The sequence below is a fragment of the Quyinboa ferrireducens genome (assembly GCF_042436675.1).
In the GTDB taxonomy this organism is placed as follows: Bacteria; Bacteroidota; Bacteroidia; order Bacteroidales; family UBA5342; genus JBHJHP01.
The window spans coordinates 120166-135611 of the sequence record NZ_JBHMVA010000002.1 but is presented as its reverse complement, the minus strand read 5'-3'; the positions used below and the strand labels follow the sequence as shown (position 1 = coordinate 135611).

Sequence of the window (15446 nt, the reverse complement as noted above, 5' to 3'; positions counted from 1 at the left end):
AATTAATGCAAAATAACAGTCACCTGTCTAATATTGCATCATTAGTCTCGGATTGTATTGCCGTGGGAATTACAACAATTGTTGTATCACCCGGTTCCCGAAATGCACCATTAACCATACTGTTTTCATCTGTCAAGTCAATAGATCTGCATATTGTTGTGGATGAACGATCTGCAGGCTTCTATGCACTGGGGATGGCACAGCAACTGAACAAGCCTGTAGCTGTAATCTGTACTTCAGGGACTGCATCTTTGAATTATGCTCCGGCTATTGCCGAGGCCTACTACCTGCAGGTCCCATTACTGGTTCTTACAGCAGACAGACCTTTGAAGTGGTTACACCAATCGGAAGGGCAACAGATTAACCAAACCGGAATTTACGACAACTTCAGCGCTGCTTCCTTTACATATGATACAGAAAAAGATCAGCAGAAACTAAAAATTATCAGCAGAAAGGCATTTGAAGCATTAATTACATCTTCACGTCCGGTTCATATAAATATCCCATTAGACGAACCCTTGTATAATCTGGATGAGATATACCCGGTTCACAGCCATGTTTCCAACTGGACAATACCGGAAAAACACTATGAATTTGAACTGAGAGAAGAAGAAACATTATTCATTCAGAAAAATATATTAGTTGCGGTAGGCTGCAAACAAGCAAATAAGGAGTTCAACCAGATAATCAATGCATTAAGTCAACACTCCAATGTTGCCGTTCTATGTGAAACCATGGCAAATCTGGATGGAAGTAAACTGATCAGAAATCCGGACTTGTTGATTCCTTCACTGAATGAACAGGAAAAAGCCGATTTACAACCGGAGCTTCTGATTACCATAGGAACGCACTTTATATCAAAACACCTGAAGCTGTTTCTGCGAAAATACAAACCACTGGAACACTGGCATATTAATCAGTTTGATTATTATCCGGATACATTTGAGGCCTTAAGTAAAAAACTGAAGCTTCCGCCTGAATTTGTACTTGAAAAAGTTAACACAGGAATAGAAACAACCGATTCTGATTATGCAAACCGCTGGCAAAAACAAAATAAAAAGATAAGTACCGGTATTTCTGATTACATCATTCTTCAACCCTGGAGCGAATTTCGTGCTTTTAAATGCATTTACGATGCTATTCCATCCGGTTCTGTATTACACCTGGGCAACAGCATGGCCGTACGCTATGCTCAGTATATCGAAGCACGCTCTGATATTGAATACTTTTCAAACCGCGGTACCAGCGGTATAGACGGATCCCTTTCAACCGCTGTGGGTGCAGCCGTCGCTTCTGATAAGCAACACTCCATTATTCTCGGCGACCTGAGTTTTATGTATGATTCAAATGCGCTATGGAAAGAAAAACTTCCTGGCAATCTAAAAATTATTGTACTCAACAACGGCGGTGGCGGAATCTTCCGGTTTATTAACGGACCATCAAAATATGATGGGTTTGAACGTACATTTATTGCAAGACATAGCAGTAACTTTGAACATATGGCAGCTCAGTTTAGCGTACCATATCATCCGGTTCGAACCGAAACTGAACTAAAGAAAGTATTAAATGGTTTTTACAATACAACAGGTATCGAGTTGATTGAAATACAGACAAACGAAGAGGAGAACACTAAAATTCTAAAATCTTATATACATAAAATTATTGATTGATTATGGGATACGACTGGAAAACGATCAAAGAATACAAAGACATTAAGTTTGAATTTTTTGAGGGTATTGCCAAAATAACCATTAACAGACCGGAGGTAAGAAACGCATTCAGACCTCAGACTGTGATGGAAATGAGTGATGCGATGGTTATCTGTCGCGAAAATCAGGAAATCGGTGTTGTGGTATTTACAGGCGAAGGAGATAAAGCTTTCTGCAGTGGTGGTGATCAGAATGTTAAAGGGAAAGCCGGTTATATTGGTGAAGACGGTGTTCCGCGTCTGAATGTACTGGATCTGCAAAAACAAATCCGTTCGTTGCCAAAACCTGTTATTGCCATGGTAAACGGTTATGCCATTGGTGGTGGTCATGTGCTGCACGTAATCTGCGATATGTCCATTGCTTCTGAAAATGCCATTTTCGGACAAACAGGACCAAAAGTCGGAAGCTTTGACGGAGGTTTTGGATCATCTTACCTGGCAAGAATTGTTGGACAAAAAAAGGCACGCGAAATATGGTTCCTTTGCCGTCAGTATTCTGCACAGGAAGCACTGGAAATGGGACTGGTAAATAAGGTAGTTCCCTTGGATAAACTGGAAGACGAAGTAGTAGATTGGGCCAGAACCATAATGATGCGTAGTCCGATGGCCATAAGGATGATAAAGGCAGGATTAAATGCTGAGCTTGACGGACAGGCAGGTATTCAGGAACTGGCAGGTAATGCTACTCTGCTGTTTTATATGACCGATGAAGCTCAGGAGGGCAAAAATGCATTTCTAGAAAAACGGAATCCGGACTTTAAAAAATTTCCAAAATTCCCTTAAATAAATTTCTGCTTAATGGAAAACATAGAAAACGGGTATCTGAAGATTCAGATACCCGTTTTTCAACTCTCTTATTAAACCCTCTATTAAACTAAATCTCTTTATAACTAATCCTCATGATACCCCGTAATAATGCTTCTGTAATTTCTGAATGGATGTTTACCAACTGAGGCCACATACAAATGAATAAACAGAAAAAGAGAAATCAGAAACCCAAGAGATGCATGGAAAATAGCTGTTAACCTTATTCCACTGGTTTTTAGAAATCTCTCTATAATTACTTCAGGAAACAATAGCGCCAATCCTGTCAGAATAACAAGTGGAACCAAAAGATACATTGCAGTTACATATGCAACTTTCTGTAAGGGATTAAATTTTTCAGTTTTACTGACAGGGAAAGGTTTTGGTTCTCCCTTAAAGTATCCGCTCAGATAGTATTGAGATTGCTTAATTAAACGATCCATTAACCCTTTAAAATGCAATTTATACGCTTTTCTGTTGCCAGTAACCGAATTTATGATGATAAACGCTAAATAATTTACCAATGTTATCACACCAAAAAGGTTATGGAAAGGCACAGCATACTTAAAATTAATGATTGGATAATTAACATTGGAATACTGCATACTGATTCCGGTAGCAATAAGCATAATAATACTCAGAGCATTTATGCCGTGCCACACACGCAACCACTTGGGATACAGATATAATTTATGATCACTCATGCTATTTCTTTCTAATTATTCTGGCAATTATATGAATAAGAATTCCTGTGATGAGCAAAGCAAAAATTGCCACACTGGCGTAATTCAGAAAAGGAACCCTGTTTGCGCCAATCACATAAGCTTCATTTTTAATTGATGACCCCAACCCTTCTTCTGTCCGGGATTCAATAGTCATATACTTGTACAATTTAGCCTGAAGCAGATTATTTGAGCTATGACACTCCACACAGTTCTTAATTGCTTTTTCCTTGGGAAGAATATTGTGGGATACCATCAATGTATCTTCTTTGGCTGTGTGGCACTCCAGACATCGTACATTTTTAAAATGTAACGACTGATTGGGCAGCCAGTCATGGGCATCTATAATCTTAGGTCGCTCACTCTCCGTATATATATGAAATACACTCGCATCGCTGTGACACTGAAGACACATATTATTATCAACAGCTACAATCTCCTCAATCGGATAATTCTGAGAGGTTGCGACCAATCTATTCGTATGCGGATCGTGGCACATTTCACATTTGAAGGCATCTCCCAGTTTCTCAGCATGAACACTTTTATTTGCTTCTTCAGCAATCTCATCAAAATGCAGATGTGCGTATGCCGGGTCCCCTCCATGGCAATCCATACAGCCATACTTGAATTCCAGCTTCAGTTCAGCACCATGAGGATAGGTTGCATAATCCGGTGAGTGACAGTCATCGCAGGAAAAAGTACCATGAACTCCATGCAGAAACATAGTTGAATCAATCCTTATATAAGGATTCATCCTTTTCTTTTCTGTCAATCCTGTATAATCATTGTAAAAGGAGTAATATTCCTTACTATGACAGTTTAAACAGGTTTGTGATGTTTCTGCGAGTTCCTTTTCCTCTGCGTGTATACTGAACACAGACAGAATCAGACACACCACTCCCGGGAGAATAGCATAACGCAACCTTCCTGAATATTTCATGAAATGATAAATCTTTTAGCTATTATTCTTTTAATGTACGCAGGTACATAACTACTGCCCAACGATCCTCTTCCTCCGGAATCTTAGATTCAAAATTCGGCATCTCATCTCTTCCTATAATTGACTGATAATAAATGGTGCCATCTGACTCTTTTTGAAATGCCTCAGATGCAAAGTCACCAGGAAAAGCTTCAAGATTACGTGCCTTAGGACCATCACCTTTACCAGCATTTCCATGACATGCACGGCAATGCTTCATATAATTCATTTTACCATACTTAACAATATCTGCATCATCAGCATAAGGATTCTTCATGGTTTGATACTTTTCAGGAATATCCCACGCTTTCTTCTCTTTTTTATCATCCTGTGGTTTTGATATAAAGGAAGATAAAACTACGACTGCAAAAAGAGCCGCTACACCTGCAAGTAATAATTTATTTAGTTTCATAATTACAATAATTTATGTTTATAATTAAAAGCTCCAAAGTCTTGTAATGGTAAATCCTATTCTAAATGAACTTACATCAAATTCATTATAATTATTAACCATTATATCCTGCGGAAGAACGCCACCGAACTGTCCTGCATAAATCTGAAATGCATGCGTACTGGTAGCGATCTCGACACCAACTGCTATGTTTGGACTTGTATTATTTCCGTTTTTATTTCTCAGAACCAAAAGTCCCAAAGGCTGATCATAGTTAAAAATGAACGATGACTGCGGTGAGAATTTAGCTCTACCGTTGAAATGAACACCGACCTTGTCAAAATCTGACTTCGTTCTGTCAACCATGTTATAGTGTGAAAAACTTCCACCGGCCTGGATGCTTAACCAGTCGTTAAACTTTCTGCTGACGATTAATTGTGAAAAATATGAGAATCGTCCCATGAAAGAATAATCTTTTCCGAAATAATCATCCGCTTGTCCGTTTATTGCGGCAACTCCGTAAAGGGTTAAAGCTACAGGAAACGTATTCTTACGGGTCTGTTCAAATATGGTCCACTTTGCGTTAAAGTCATGTGTCATATTTGATTTAGACAAACCATATCCAACTTCAACATTATTTAATATAACATAATTAAATCCAAGACGAACATTTGCACCCGGTGCGTACAAACCATAAAGATCTGATATACCATTTGCCATGGTACCGAACTTATGCTGAATAACGTACTCAAGCGTATTTTTGTAAGGAATATAAGTTGTTTGATTATCTATCAGATAACCGCTTTGAAAAGGTGGACGAACAGGTTTATCCTGTTCCTTTTCTTCGTCCTGAGCAAAAAATGATAACGCGCAGAAACAGAAAATCAGTGTGAAAATAATTTTATGTGGTTTCATCATCTATCTGTTTTTAGTTATTTTTTGCACCTTGTTCAATCCATGCCAGCACAAGCTTAGCCTGAGCACTTGTATACTTCGCACCATGACTACCGTCGGGTGAAGGTTTTGTATACAGTTCGCTTTCTGCCGGATTTGATGTATTAACGAGCCCCAGGTCCATAATACTTTCATAAGCATTTCCTGCCGAAAGATCAGGTTTTTTCATTGACGGATGACAATTGGTGCAACTCTGTGTCGTAAAAATAGGTTCAATGTCTGCTGAAAAACTAACGCTTTCAGGGACACTTCCCGAACCATCGTCTTCAATTATATCTGTATATTCGCACGCCACAAAACCTAACATGATAATGAAGCTGAATATGATACTTATTTTTTTCATCCTTTGAATATTCTGAATTAAACGTTCTTAAATTATAGTATCAAATAAAGGCTGCAGGTTAGCAGCCTTTATTTATTTTTATCAAGCTATATTCTATACGTTATTTGATAGCAGCCAGTGTATTTTTCAGCACGGCAATAATGTATTCAGGATTGTGAACACCCATACTGCGGTCTTCTTCTATACCTATATAATTGTAGTAAGCTGCAGCAAGTGTACTTGAATAAGTTCCAGCAATTACATGACCTTCTGCATCCAGAACGTTATTTTCTGCTAAAACAGTAGCTATCTCTTCAAGTAATCCTTCAACTTCGGTCTGAACACCACCGATATCAAATGTAGTAGCATCGGTATGACATGCAGTACAGTTAGTAACATTAGCACTGAACGTATGACCACCATGCATTTCACTACCCTCACCGGTTGATTCACCCATGTGACACATTACACAGGCTCCGGCAGAAGCGTGAGTAGAAGATCCCGGTTCAGGATAACTCTCAGAACCTGAAAATTCAACAGCACCTATACCATCAAGATATGTAGCCTGTGGTCCGTGGTGAGGTCCCCAGTGAGTACTTGAAATTCTGAAAGTCTCTTCAGCAAGAGAAGGACCTGCTGTTCTTGGTTGATGACAATTGGCACACAAATTACTTGAAGCTTCAAAATCTACTGTCTCACCATTAATAATAAATGTTACAGGATCTTTGGTTCTTAAGGCATAATCAGGGCCATCTGTTTCAAAATCAAGTGATTCATGAAAATCGTGACATGTTTCACAAGAAATATGTGTCGGAATTGGAATATCAGCAGCTGTTGTATCCATTCCGGTATGAAGTGTTTCAATGAAACCTTCGTTTGAATGACATCTTGCACACGATTTTCTTCCTCCTGCATATCCCACATAAGCTCCGGCTGCATGCCCGGAAAGATTATATTCCACAGATTTTAATGTCATGTTTGCATCGTTATGACATTGCTTACAGGTTGAGTTTGCATCAACGCCATCCATACCCGCAGGACCTTCACAGCTTATAATCAATGCTGTAGCCATTAGTATTAAAAGTCCTTTTGCACAAATTAATGTTCTTTTCATTACAGTAGATTTTAATAGTTCTTTTACACTATAAAAGTAGATAATAGATTAATTCAATAAATTTTTCTTCATTAATCCTTTTCATTTGTAATGTTGATTGTTTTCCTTAATTTGCAAGATGAACATCATTTTAAACATTGATATATATCAATGAATGTTTAGATGTATATATATATAATTATTTATATTTTGCCGGGTCAAAAAATTTACTGCAATGCGCGAGGGAAATAACAGGACGTGTCAATTATGTACACATGGATGGGAGAACTTTAAAAATCTTACGACGGAAGAACTGGAGATTGTAAATGAGCACAGATTTGAAGCAACCTATCTCGCTGGTGAAATCATCATGAAGCAGGGAAGTCCTTGTTCCAATATGATATTTTTAGCAAATGGTATTGGTAAGGCTTATATTGAGGGTATTGATGGCAAGCGTATCGTTATAGGATTTCACAGACCAGGAAACATGTTGGTTGGCCCGGGACTTTATGGCAATAACCGTCACAATTATTCTCTTTCGGCACTAACCGATCTAAGAGCTTGCTTCATTGATTCAGCCATTATAAAGGAAATGGTTTTAAAGAATGGTAAATTTGCCGAAGGCTTGATTAAAGACATTTCATTAAAATCTCATAACACTTTCCAGCAGCTCCTTAATTTAACCCAAAAAAAGATGCATGGAAGACTATCTGACGGAATACTATATCTCTCAAACGAATTATTTAAATCCGACAAGTTTAAATGTATGTTGACAAGACAGGAATTGGGAGAACTTACGAATATGACCAAAGAAAGTGTTGTCAGAATTTTAAATGAGTTTGACAAAGAGGGAATATTAAAGGTTCATGGTGACGAAATTCAAATCATAGATAAAGAAAAATTGGAGCATATTTCAATCTCCGGGTAAACCGGTAGAAAGCCTTCCTGTTTCAGTTTCAAATTAAATTTACTATACATTATATAATAGGTTCTGTTTTTCAGAACAAGTTTTTAGATTATTAAAGATGAAAAAATTTTACAATCTGCTTTTTTCTCCCGTTTTAATGGGAATACTTTTGGTAATACTGGGATTCGCTTTAGCCGTTGCAACATTTATTGAAAATGACTTCGGCGCTGAAGTTGCACGAATGAAAGTTTATAACTCGCACTGGCTGGAGATTCTTTTCCTTTTCCTTGCTATTAATATGACAGGCAGAATTTTCAGGTTAAAGCTCTACAAACCTAAAAAGTTCACCATATTCCTGTTTCACATCGCGTTTATCGGTATGATTGCTGGTGCAGCAATTACCCGTTATTTTGGGTACGAAGGAACCATGCATATCAGAGAGGGACAGGCTTCTTCAAGCATTGTCACAGCGGATAAAATTCTTAAAATAAAAACAGATGCCAATGATCCTGTTATTATGAATACAACAGGAAATATTGCGAATAAGGGGAAATTTGATGAAACCGTTATGCTGGACGGCAAACCGATGAACATCATCCTGATAAACAGGTATAATAATGCATATGAAAAAGCTGTTGATGCAGACAATGGTCATCAAATTGTTGGTTTTGTATTAACCGGTCCCGGATTCAGAGGATTCCAGTATCTTAAACAGGGAAATACCATTGAACTTGGAAACATGTCTTTGTCATTCGATGGGCAACCAGGAACAGATATTAGCTTCAGCTATGAAAATGACACGTTATATTTACATTCAGACGTACATATTTTTATAACTGAGATGGGCAAGCATTCAGAGGTTAATATATCCGATAAAAAAGTACCGTTTGAACCTAAAAAACTTTACAAAATTGGACAATACAATCTGGTTTATCAGGATTTTAAGAAAAAAGCTGAACTGATACCCGTACAATCTGAAGTTAAAAACCATATGCTTGGAATGCAGGCTATGGAGTTTCGACTTCAATACGGAGAAGCTATTAAAAACCTCTATTTATGGGAAAAGGACTGGAATAATTCATATGTTCAGACTGAAATAAGCGGACATAACGTAGCCCTTTTTTACGGGAACCATACCGTGGATTTACCATTCAGTATTTATTTAAAAGATTTTGTTATTGACCGGTATCCCGGATCAATGAGTCCTTCCTCTTTTTCAAGCTTTGTCACCTTAAGAGATAAAGGCAGTGAACCGATAGAATTTCACATTTACATGAACAATATTTTAAAGCACAATGGATTCAGGTTTTATCAATCATCTTATGACAGTGATGAGCACGGAACCATACTATCTGTAAACAGTGATAGATGGGGCACAACAGTAACTTATTTTAGCTACGCAGTACTCTTTTTTGGAATGATCTTGTCCCTCTTAAACAAAAACTCGTTTTTCAGAAAAACCAAATTGAATGAAAAGCTTGTAACTATATTGGCTTTCATCGTGATCTCAGTTTCTGCGAGTGCCCAAATGGCAAATGGCAATATGCCTGACAGCCACCGTCCTATCAATAAAAAGCATGCAGAAAAATTCGGTGAGCTATTAATTCAAAACACACAGGGACGAACAGAACCGGTATATACGTTTGCATCGGAACTAATGCGAAAAATATCCCGAAAGGAGACCATCATGGGTATGAATCCGGTTCAGTTGTTTATGGAAATGAATATGCAGCCATCGCACTGGTCTAAAGCACCGATTATTCGCATTAGTAATGGAGAGTTACAAAATCTGCTGGGCTTAAATGGCAAATACGCTTCTTATTCAAGCTTTATGGACCCTCAGACAGGATATGTTTTGCGTCAAAGGGTACAGATGGCCTTTGAAAAGTCTCCGGGCGAAAGAACAAAACTGGATAAGGCCATCATAAAAACGGATGAAAAAGTAAATATCTGTTATGCTATTTTTAGTGGTGAATACCTTAAAATGTTTCCTGTCCCCAATTCAAAGGACAGTATTTCATGGTTTATTGCGGATGAAGCTGCAAAAAGAGCGACAACCAGCGAAGATTCCATATTTTTAGCCAGCATTTTAAAAACTTATTATGGTGAGGTTCTTAATGCAAAAAGCACGGGAGATTATTCCCTGGCAAACGAGTTGGTGGAAGGAATCAATACATTTCAGCGCAAACATGCAGGATACAATCTGCCATCAGATTTTAAAATTAATGTGGAGATCCTGTATTACAAACTCAATCCGTTTAAATTTTTATTTCCATTTTATGCCACTTTAGGGGTGATTTATCTGTTCATGCTGATTGCTTTTATCGTAAACGGGAAAAGCGTTCCGGGTATTCTGCGGAAAGGATATTTTTACCTCTTACTGTTGGCCTTTGCTGTTCATGTTCTTGCAATAGCCGCCAGGTGGTATATCTCGGGTCATGCACCGATGAGCAACGGATACGAATCGATGATATTTATCTCGGGAATCACACTGCTTGCAGGGTTTATATTTCACAAATTATCTCCGTTTGCACTGCCGGCAACAACAGTGTTAGGAGGATTAACGTTAATGGTGGCCAATCTGTCATTTATGGATCCGGTCATCACAAATCTTGTTCCGGTGTTACAATCTTACTGGTTGACGATTCATGTCTCTGTTATCACAGCCAGCTATGGATTTTTAGGATTAGGTGCCATATTAGGACTTATAAATATGATATTAATGGCCTTAAGAACATCACGTAATCAGAAGCGAATCATTACTAATCTGGAGTCTTTAACTATTTTAAACCATAAGACTTTAATTGTTGGCCTGTATTTATTAACCATAGGTACATTTTTAGGTGCTGTTTGGGCCAACGAATCATGGGGCCGTTACTGGGGATGGGATCCAAAAGAAACCTGGGCATTTATATCTATCCTGGTTTATACCATTGTGACACACTCAAGGCTTATTCCAGGCTTAAAGGGAATTTTTACATTTAACGCATTATCCGTGTATGGATTTGCATCTATACTGATGACATATTTTGGGGTGAATTATTATTTATCAGGATTACACTCTTATGCAGCCGGTGACCCGGTACCGGTTCCTTTATTTGTATATTATACAACTGCAGCCATATTTTTACTTACGATTGTTGCAGCATTTCAGTACGATAAAATGAAACAGATTAAAAGATAGATCAGGAACAGGCTTGTAATTTTACAATCCAAGTTTTGAATTACAGCTTCTGCAAAAGCGAATGGATTTTTGATCAATATCTTCCACATAGGTACTGGACTGCATAACGCAATCAGGCGTAAAACAATGAATTAATCCAAATTCATGACCAAGTTCATGAACAACCTCTTTTTGAAAACGGGTCAGCATTAATTCATTATCCGGCTTTAATCCGTAACGTTCGTTGTATAGCCTGTAGTTTGAAGAAATTCCGGTACTCCCGTTTAGATAGGCTTGTCCGAAAATATAGGTTAAAATTGGGATAAAAAGGTCAACCTGAAATAAACCCATAATTTTATTTTCACCCGGGTTGCGTAAAGAATCCACCTTTTTAAGCAACAGGTCACCATTATACTGCCGGCGTGAAGGGTTGTAATATTCTATCAGTTCTACATTTCCATTTCTAATTGTCACCTCACGGTGGAATACCATCTTTACAGTATTTGCCACCTTATCAATATATTTCATGTCGAAATTACCACATGTAATAAGCGTGATATTTTGTGTGGAATTAACCAAGTCCTGTTTTTATTTTTTGACCTGCTTCAGATTGTATTTTTTTATTTTATTGTATAAGGTGACCCGGTCAATTTTTAGTGCTTTGGCGGTTTGAGAAATATTCCAGTTGTATCTGTCCAGAATTTGTATGATGTGTTTTTTTTCGTTTTCATCCAAGCTCTCCGCCGTGCTCACCTCCACCTCGCTGCCTACCGGAAGATCTTTTAAACGGATCTCTTTCCCATTGCCTATTACAATAGCTCTTTCAATCATGTTTTCAAGCTCCCGTACATTTCCTGGAAATTCAAAACTTTCAAGACGCTTTAATGCAGCAGGTTCAATTTTAATTGCATCACGACTCATAGAAGAACAATATTTCGTGATAAAATAATTTACCAGCAGCGGTATATCATCCGTCCGCTCCCGCAATGGAGGCACATGAATGTTGACCACATTCAGTCTGTAATAAAGATCTTCTCTGAATGTCCCCATCTCTACCATCTTTTTCAGATCTTTATTCGTTGCACATATTACCCTGAAATCGGATTCAATCTCCTTCGTTCCTCCTACTCTGACAAATCGTTTGGATTCAAGCACCCTTAATAATTCAATCTGCATTTTGAGTGGAATGGTTGCAATCTCATCAAGAAATATGGTACCGTTATCAGCCATTTCAAAACGCCCTTTTCTGTTATACATGGCACCTGTAAAAGCACCTTTCTCATGTCCGAACAACTCGCTTTCCAGTAATGATTCCGACAAGGCACCGCAATGCACACTTACCAAGGGGAAGTATTTACGGGGAGAATTAAAATGAATGGCCCTAGCAATCAATTCTTTTCCCGTCCCGCTTTCTCCTGTTATAATTACCGATGAATTGGATTGCGCAACACTTTCCACCTCCCGGAGGACTTTCTTCATCGGTTCACTATTACCTATCAGATCCTCCACATTTTCAAGTGAAATAACTCTTTCCTTTAAAGACTCGTTTTCTTCTGACAGCTTTATTTGTTTGGAAACATTATTTATTAAATGGGATAATTCATCCGGATCAAAGGGTTTAGTCACATAATCATATGCCCCATCCTTAAGCGCCTGAACAGCTGTATTTACAGTGGCGAATGCCGTCATCATTATTACAATTGACTTGTCGTTCAGTGTCTTTATGCGTTTCAACATTTCCATACCATCCATTCCTGGCATTTTAATATCAGCCAGAACAATATCATAAGGATGGGATTCAAGAATTGAAAGTGCCGTTTTAGCATCCTGTGCGCAGGCAACCTCATAACCATCCTCAATAAACCAGTTATATAATGAATCACGGACAGATTCTTCGTCGTCTACAATCAAAATAGATATTTGCTGTTCCATAAAATTTTATTATTGGTTTATTAATGAGAACTTTATGCTTACTGTAGTACCTTTACCCACAGCAGAAGTAATGCTGATTTCCCCGTTATGATTTTGTATTATCCCGTGCACAATAGCAAGACCCAGCCCTATTCCGCTCGTTTGATGTTTTGTGGAGAAAAAAGGTTCGAAAACATGTTTCAGGTTCTCTTCGGAAATTCCTGCTCCATTATCCGTAATATCCAATACAATACTTTTATCATCTTCATTACGGGTTACCATAACAATCTCACCATTTTCAGTTATCGCTTCTGTAGCATTTACCAGAATAGCAATAAACGCCTGTTTAAGTTGAGCCGCATTACACGAAATCAGATCCTGTGTCGCATCATACTTGGTAATAAGTCTGATGTTAGCAATCTTAACAGAGTGAAGCACAATTTTAGTGGTCTCCTTTAAAATATTATGCAGATTTTTGATTTCAAAATTATCCTGATCTTTTCTTGAGAAATCCAATAGTCCTTTCACAATATCCCCACAACGTATTATTTCATTCTCAACAAACTGTAAGTGCTTTAAAATACTCTGACGCTTTTCAGTGGAAATATCCTCCTTTCTGAGCTGTCGTGACACAAGTTTGGTATAAACCAACATACCCGAAAGCGGATTATTTAATTCATGCGCAACAGAAGCAGATAATTTACCCAAAGAGGCAATCCGTTCAATATGTATCATCTCATTTTGAGCCGCACTTAATTCTTCGGATTTCTTTTGAACCTTATATTCCAGCTGTTTCGACCAGTTTTCAAGTTCTGTATTTGCAGCCTGTAATTTGTCAAGCATATCATTAAAGGCCACAGAAACCATGTGAATATCGCCAAGTTGATTTGGTTTTAATGCCAGGCGAATTGAATTGTCCCCGTTAGCAACCGCAACACTTGCCCTGGTAAGATCATTTAAAGGCTTTCTGATTTTCTTACCTGTAAAAAATACAAGAAAGGTAGCGAGCAAAAATGTGGTTACCAATGCCATTGCAAAAAAATCCGTCGATGATTTGGCAACGGCTGTATCCAGGTCATCCAATGGTGCTTTAATGATAAGTGAACCAAGTACTTTTTCGTCCGGACCATGTGCATGACATGCAGCAGTATAGCAAGACGGCTGATTCAGTATAGGTGAGCGAATCATTAAATGCCTGTGGTTATTATCATTATCCGTCATTGTACAACCACTTTTCATATCAATAATCCGGTACGCTTTCTCTGTAGCCGGAAACATCTCCGATAAATTACTGTGGCATTTTATGCAATCCGGATCACTATGCTTATGATCGTCAGAAGAAAACGAAGTATAGATTAAATTATTTTCACTGTCGTACATATCAACCTCATCGATTCCTGACATTGTATTGATGAGATCGAGCGTATTTTGAAGTCCGGTCTTATCATTTTCGAGCATGGAAGTATAAAGTGCCCCTTCAACAATTGACCCAACATTATTCCCGTTCTGTCGAATCACTGTTCGCAAATAATCTCCGTAAACAGCTCTGAATATTACGCTGAATGAAAGAAATAAAATCAGCGATAACAGTACAATAATTAAAATAACCCGGCCATATATTGATGACCGGATTTTTATGTAGCTTTCAAGGAGAGGTACAACAAATTTTGTTTTTATTCTGTGGAGCATAGCATCTAATCTCTTGCTTTAATAAGGCGCAAACAAGTTACAAAACATCATTTGAATAAAAAACTGATTAGAACGAATCATTCCGTTTTGTTTAAAAATTCATTTTGAAATTCCTGCCAGACCTGTTCGGGCATATCCGACAGTGAATATTCCCTTAACTCGCCTCCATCCTGCATAACAGCTCCTAGTTCATTTTCATATTGTTCGTGCATATTAAAAACAAGAAATTCTTTAAACCGCACCAATTCTGCCTTAAGCCAGTCAAATGCTTCCACACCCAGTCGTATGTTTCTCGTTTCCTCTATCCAGTTGTTCGGCTCAATTTCCAGTAACCAACCTGAACCATACGGATCATTTACAGGAATGTTTTCAGGTTGATTGACCAGTGAATTATTATTCCGTACCAATCCGGATATTGGAGAATGGATTTCAAGGTATTTCTTATCAGAATATATTTTTGCAATCAAATCTCCTTTTTTAACGCTATCACCACTTTTTAAAAGATATTCTACCTGGATATTACCTACAATCTTTAACAACATTATATCCATCCCTACTTTAGCAATTCCGGTTCGCTCAAGAAATGTCCACGTATGATTCCTGTTTACAAAAATACCTCCCGGAACATGCATCATAGCAGCTTTAAGTATGCCCTTTGCTGTTTCCACCTGTTCCTTTAGCCTTGGTTTTCTTTTTATTAAAAGCCAAAATGGAATTAAAAGCGCAAAAAAGATAATTGTAATAATATATTCAAATCCCTTGGTTTCAAATATATTGTGATATGTGAATTCATTCATTATACT

General features: G+C 37.9%; 14 protein-coding genes. 4 read left to right on the top strand and 10 right to left on the bottom strand.

The features are described 5' to 3' along the window. Positions 1-5 precede the first annotated feature (5 nt). The gene (menD, locus tag ACE01N_RS04000; RefSeq protein WP_380585070.1) at positions 6-1670 is read left to right on the top strand and encodes a 2-succinyl-5-enolpyruvyl-6-hydroxy-3-cyclohexene-1-carboxylic-acid synthase; all 1665 of its coding nucleotides are present in this window, start codon (positions 6-8) and stop codon (positions 1668-1670) included. Between the two features lie 2 nt (positions 1671-1672). Then, positions 1673-2491 (top strand): 1,4-dihydroxy-2-naphthoyl-CoA synthase, encoded by an 819-nt coding sequence (gene menB, locus ACE01N_RS03995; protein ID WP_380585068.1) that lies wholly within the window; start codon positions 1673-1675, stop codon positions 2489-2491. A 107-nt stretch (positions 2492-2598) separates the two neighbouring features. Here menB and ACE01N_RS03990 read toward each other — a convergent pair whose 3' ends face one another. The 6 genes from ACE01N_RS03990 to ACE01N_RS03965 form a co-directional block, all read right to left on the bottom strand. Continuing rightward, positions 2599-3216: a cytochrome b/b6 domain-containing protein gene (locus ACE01N_RS03990; protein ID WP_380585066.1), complete on the bottom strand. Its 618-nt coding sequence runs from the start codon at positions 3214-3216 to the stop codon at positions 2599-2601. Between the two features lies 1 nt (position 3217). Next, positions 3218-4174, bottom strand: a complete 957-nt coding sequence (locus ACE01N_RS03985) for a hypothetical protein (protein WP_380585064.1) — start codon at positions 4172-4174, stop codon at positions 3218-3220. A 22-nt stretch (positions 4175-4196) separates the two neighbouring features. Continuing rightward, on the bottom strand, positions 4197-4625 hold the full coding sequence (locus ACE01N_RS03980; protein WP_380585062.1) for a c-type cytochrome: 429 nt from the start codon (positions 4623-4625) through the stop codon (positions 4197-4199). Positions 4626-4649: 24 nt separating this feature from the next. Further along, a complete protein-coding gene (locus tag ACE01N_RS03975; protein ID WP_380585060.1) occupies positions 4650-5522 on the bottom strand; it encodes a DUF5777 family beta-barrel protein in 873 nt (290 codons plus the stop codon). 10 nt (positions 5523-5532) lie between these two features. Further along, positions 5533-5901, bottom strand: coding sequence for a hypothetical protein (locus tag ACE01N_RS03970; protein WP_380585058.1), 369 nt, complete (start codon positions 5899-5901; stop codon positions 5533-5535). Positions 5902-6001: 100 nt separating this feature from the next. Continuing rightward, complete coding sequence (locus ACE01N_RS03965; protein WP_380585056.1) at positions 6002-6994, bottom strand: hypothetical protein; 993 nt, start codon at positions 6992-6994, stop codon at positions 6002-6004. Positions 6995-7208: 214 nt separating this feature from the next. Here ACE01N_RS03965 and ACE01N_RS03960 point away from each other — a divergent pair, with 214 nt between their 5' ends. Continuing rightward, positions 7209-7901 (top strand): Crp/Fnr family transcriptional regulator, encoded by a 693-nt coding sequence (locus ACE01N_RS03960; RefSeq protein ID WP_375726478.1) that lies wholly within the window; start codon positions 7209-7211, stop codon positions 7899-7901. Between the two features lie 97 nt (positions 7902-7998). Further along, complete coding sequence (locus tag ACE01N_RS03955) at positions 7999-11064, top strand: cytochrome c biogenesis protein (RefSeq protein WP_380585053.1); 3066 nt, start codon at positions 7999-8001, stop codon at positions 11062-11064. Between the two features lie 21 nt (positions 11065-11085). On the opposite strand, the gene ACE01N_RS03950 is transcribed toward ACE01N_RS03955, so the two are convergent. The 4 genes from ACE01N_RS03950 to ACE01N_RS03935 all read right to left on the bottom strand — a co-directional run bounded on the left by ACE01N_RS03950 (position 11086) and on the right by ACE01N_RS03935 (position 15440). After that, positions 11086-11622, bottom strand: coding sequence for an archaemetzincin family Zn-dependent metalloprotease (locus tag ACE01N_RS03950; RefSeq protein ID WP_380585051.1), 537 nt, complete (start codon positions 11620-11622; stop codon positions 11086-11088). A 9-nt stretch (positions 11623-11631) separates the two neighbouring features. Continuing rightward, the gene (locus tag ACE01N_RS03945; protein ID WP_380585049.1) at positions 11632-12975 is read right to left on the bottom strand and encodes a sigma-54-dependent transcriptional regulator; all 1344 of its coding nucleotides are present in this window, start codon (positions 12973-12975) and stop codon (positions 11632-11634) included. Between the two features lie 9 nt (positions 12976-12984). After that, positions 12985-14643, bottom strand: a complete 1659-nt coding sequence (locus ACE01N_RS03940) for a sensor histidine kinase (protein WP_380585047.1) — start codon at positions 14641-14643, stop codon at positions 12985-12987. Between the two features lie 77 nt (positions 14644-14720). Continuing rightward, positions 14721-15440 carry a glycine cleavage system protein H gene (locus ACE01N_RS03935; RefSeq protein WP_380585046.1) on the bottom strand — a complete coding sequence of 240 codons (720 nt, stop codon included), beginning with the start codon at positions 15438-15440 and terminating at the stop codon, positions 14721-14723. Positions 15441-15446 lie beyond the last annotated feature (6 nt).

Coding starts and splice junctions, on each gene's coding strand:
- menD (WP_380585070.1), top strand. CDS start 6: ATGCAAAATAACAGTCACCTGTCTAATATTGCATCATTAGTCTCGGAT.
- menB (WP_380585068.1), top strand. CDS start 1,673: ATGGGATACGACTGGAAAACGATCAAAGAATACAAAGACATTAAGTTT.
- ACE01N_RS03990 (WP_380585066.1), bottom strand. CDS start 3,216: ATGAGTGATCATAAATTATATCTGTATCCCAAGTGGTTGCGTGTGTGG.
- ACE01N_RS03985 (WP_380585064.1), bottom strand. CDS start 4,174: ATGAAATATTCAGGAAGGTTGCGTTATGCTATTCTCCCGGGAGTGGTG.
- ACE01N_RS03980 (WP_380585062.1), bottom strand. CDS start 4,625: ATGAAACTAAATAAATTATTACTTGCAGGTGTAGCGGCTCTTTTTGCA.
- ACE01N_RS03975 (WP_380585060.1), bottom strand. CDS start 5,522: ATGATGAAACCACATAAAATTATTTTCACACTGATTTTCTGTTTCTGC.
- ACE01N_RS03970 (WP_380585058.1), bottom strand. CDS start 5,901: ATGAAAAAAATAAGTATCATATTCAGCTTCATTATCATGTTAGGTTTT.
- ACE01N_RS03965 (WP_380585056.1), bottom strand. CDS start 6,994: ATGAAAAGAACATTAATTTGTGCAAAAGGACTTTTAATACTAATGGCT.
- ACE01N_RS03960 (WP_375726478.1), top strand. CDS start 7,209: ATGCGCGAGGGAAATAACAGGACGTGTCAATTATGTACACATGGATGG.
- ACE01N_RS03955 (WP_380585053.1), top strand. CDS start 7,999: ATGAAAAAATTTTACAATCTGCTTTTTTCTCCCGTTTTAATGGGAATA.
- ACE01N_RS03945 (WP_380585049.1), bottom strand. CDS start 12,975: ATGGAACAGCAAATATCTATTTTGATTGTAGACGACGAAGAATCTGTC.
- ACE01N_RS03940 (WP_380585047.1), bottom strand. CDS start 14,643: ATGCTCCACAGAATAAAAACAAAATTTGTTGTACCTCTCCTTGAAAGC.
- ACE01N_RS03935 (WP_380585046.1), bottom strand. CDS start 15,440: ATGAATGAATTCACATATCACAATATATTTGAAACCAAGGGATTTGAA.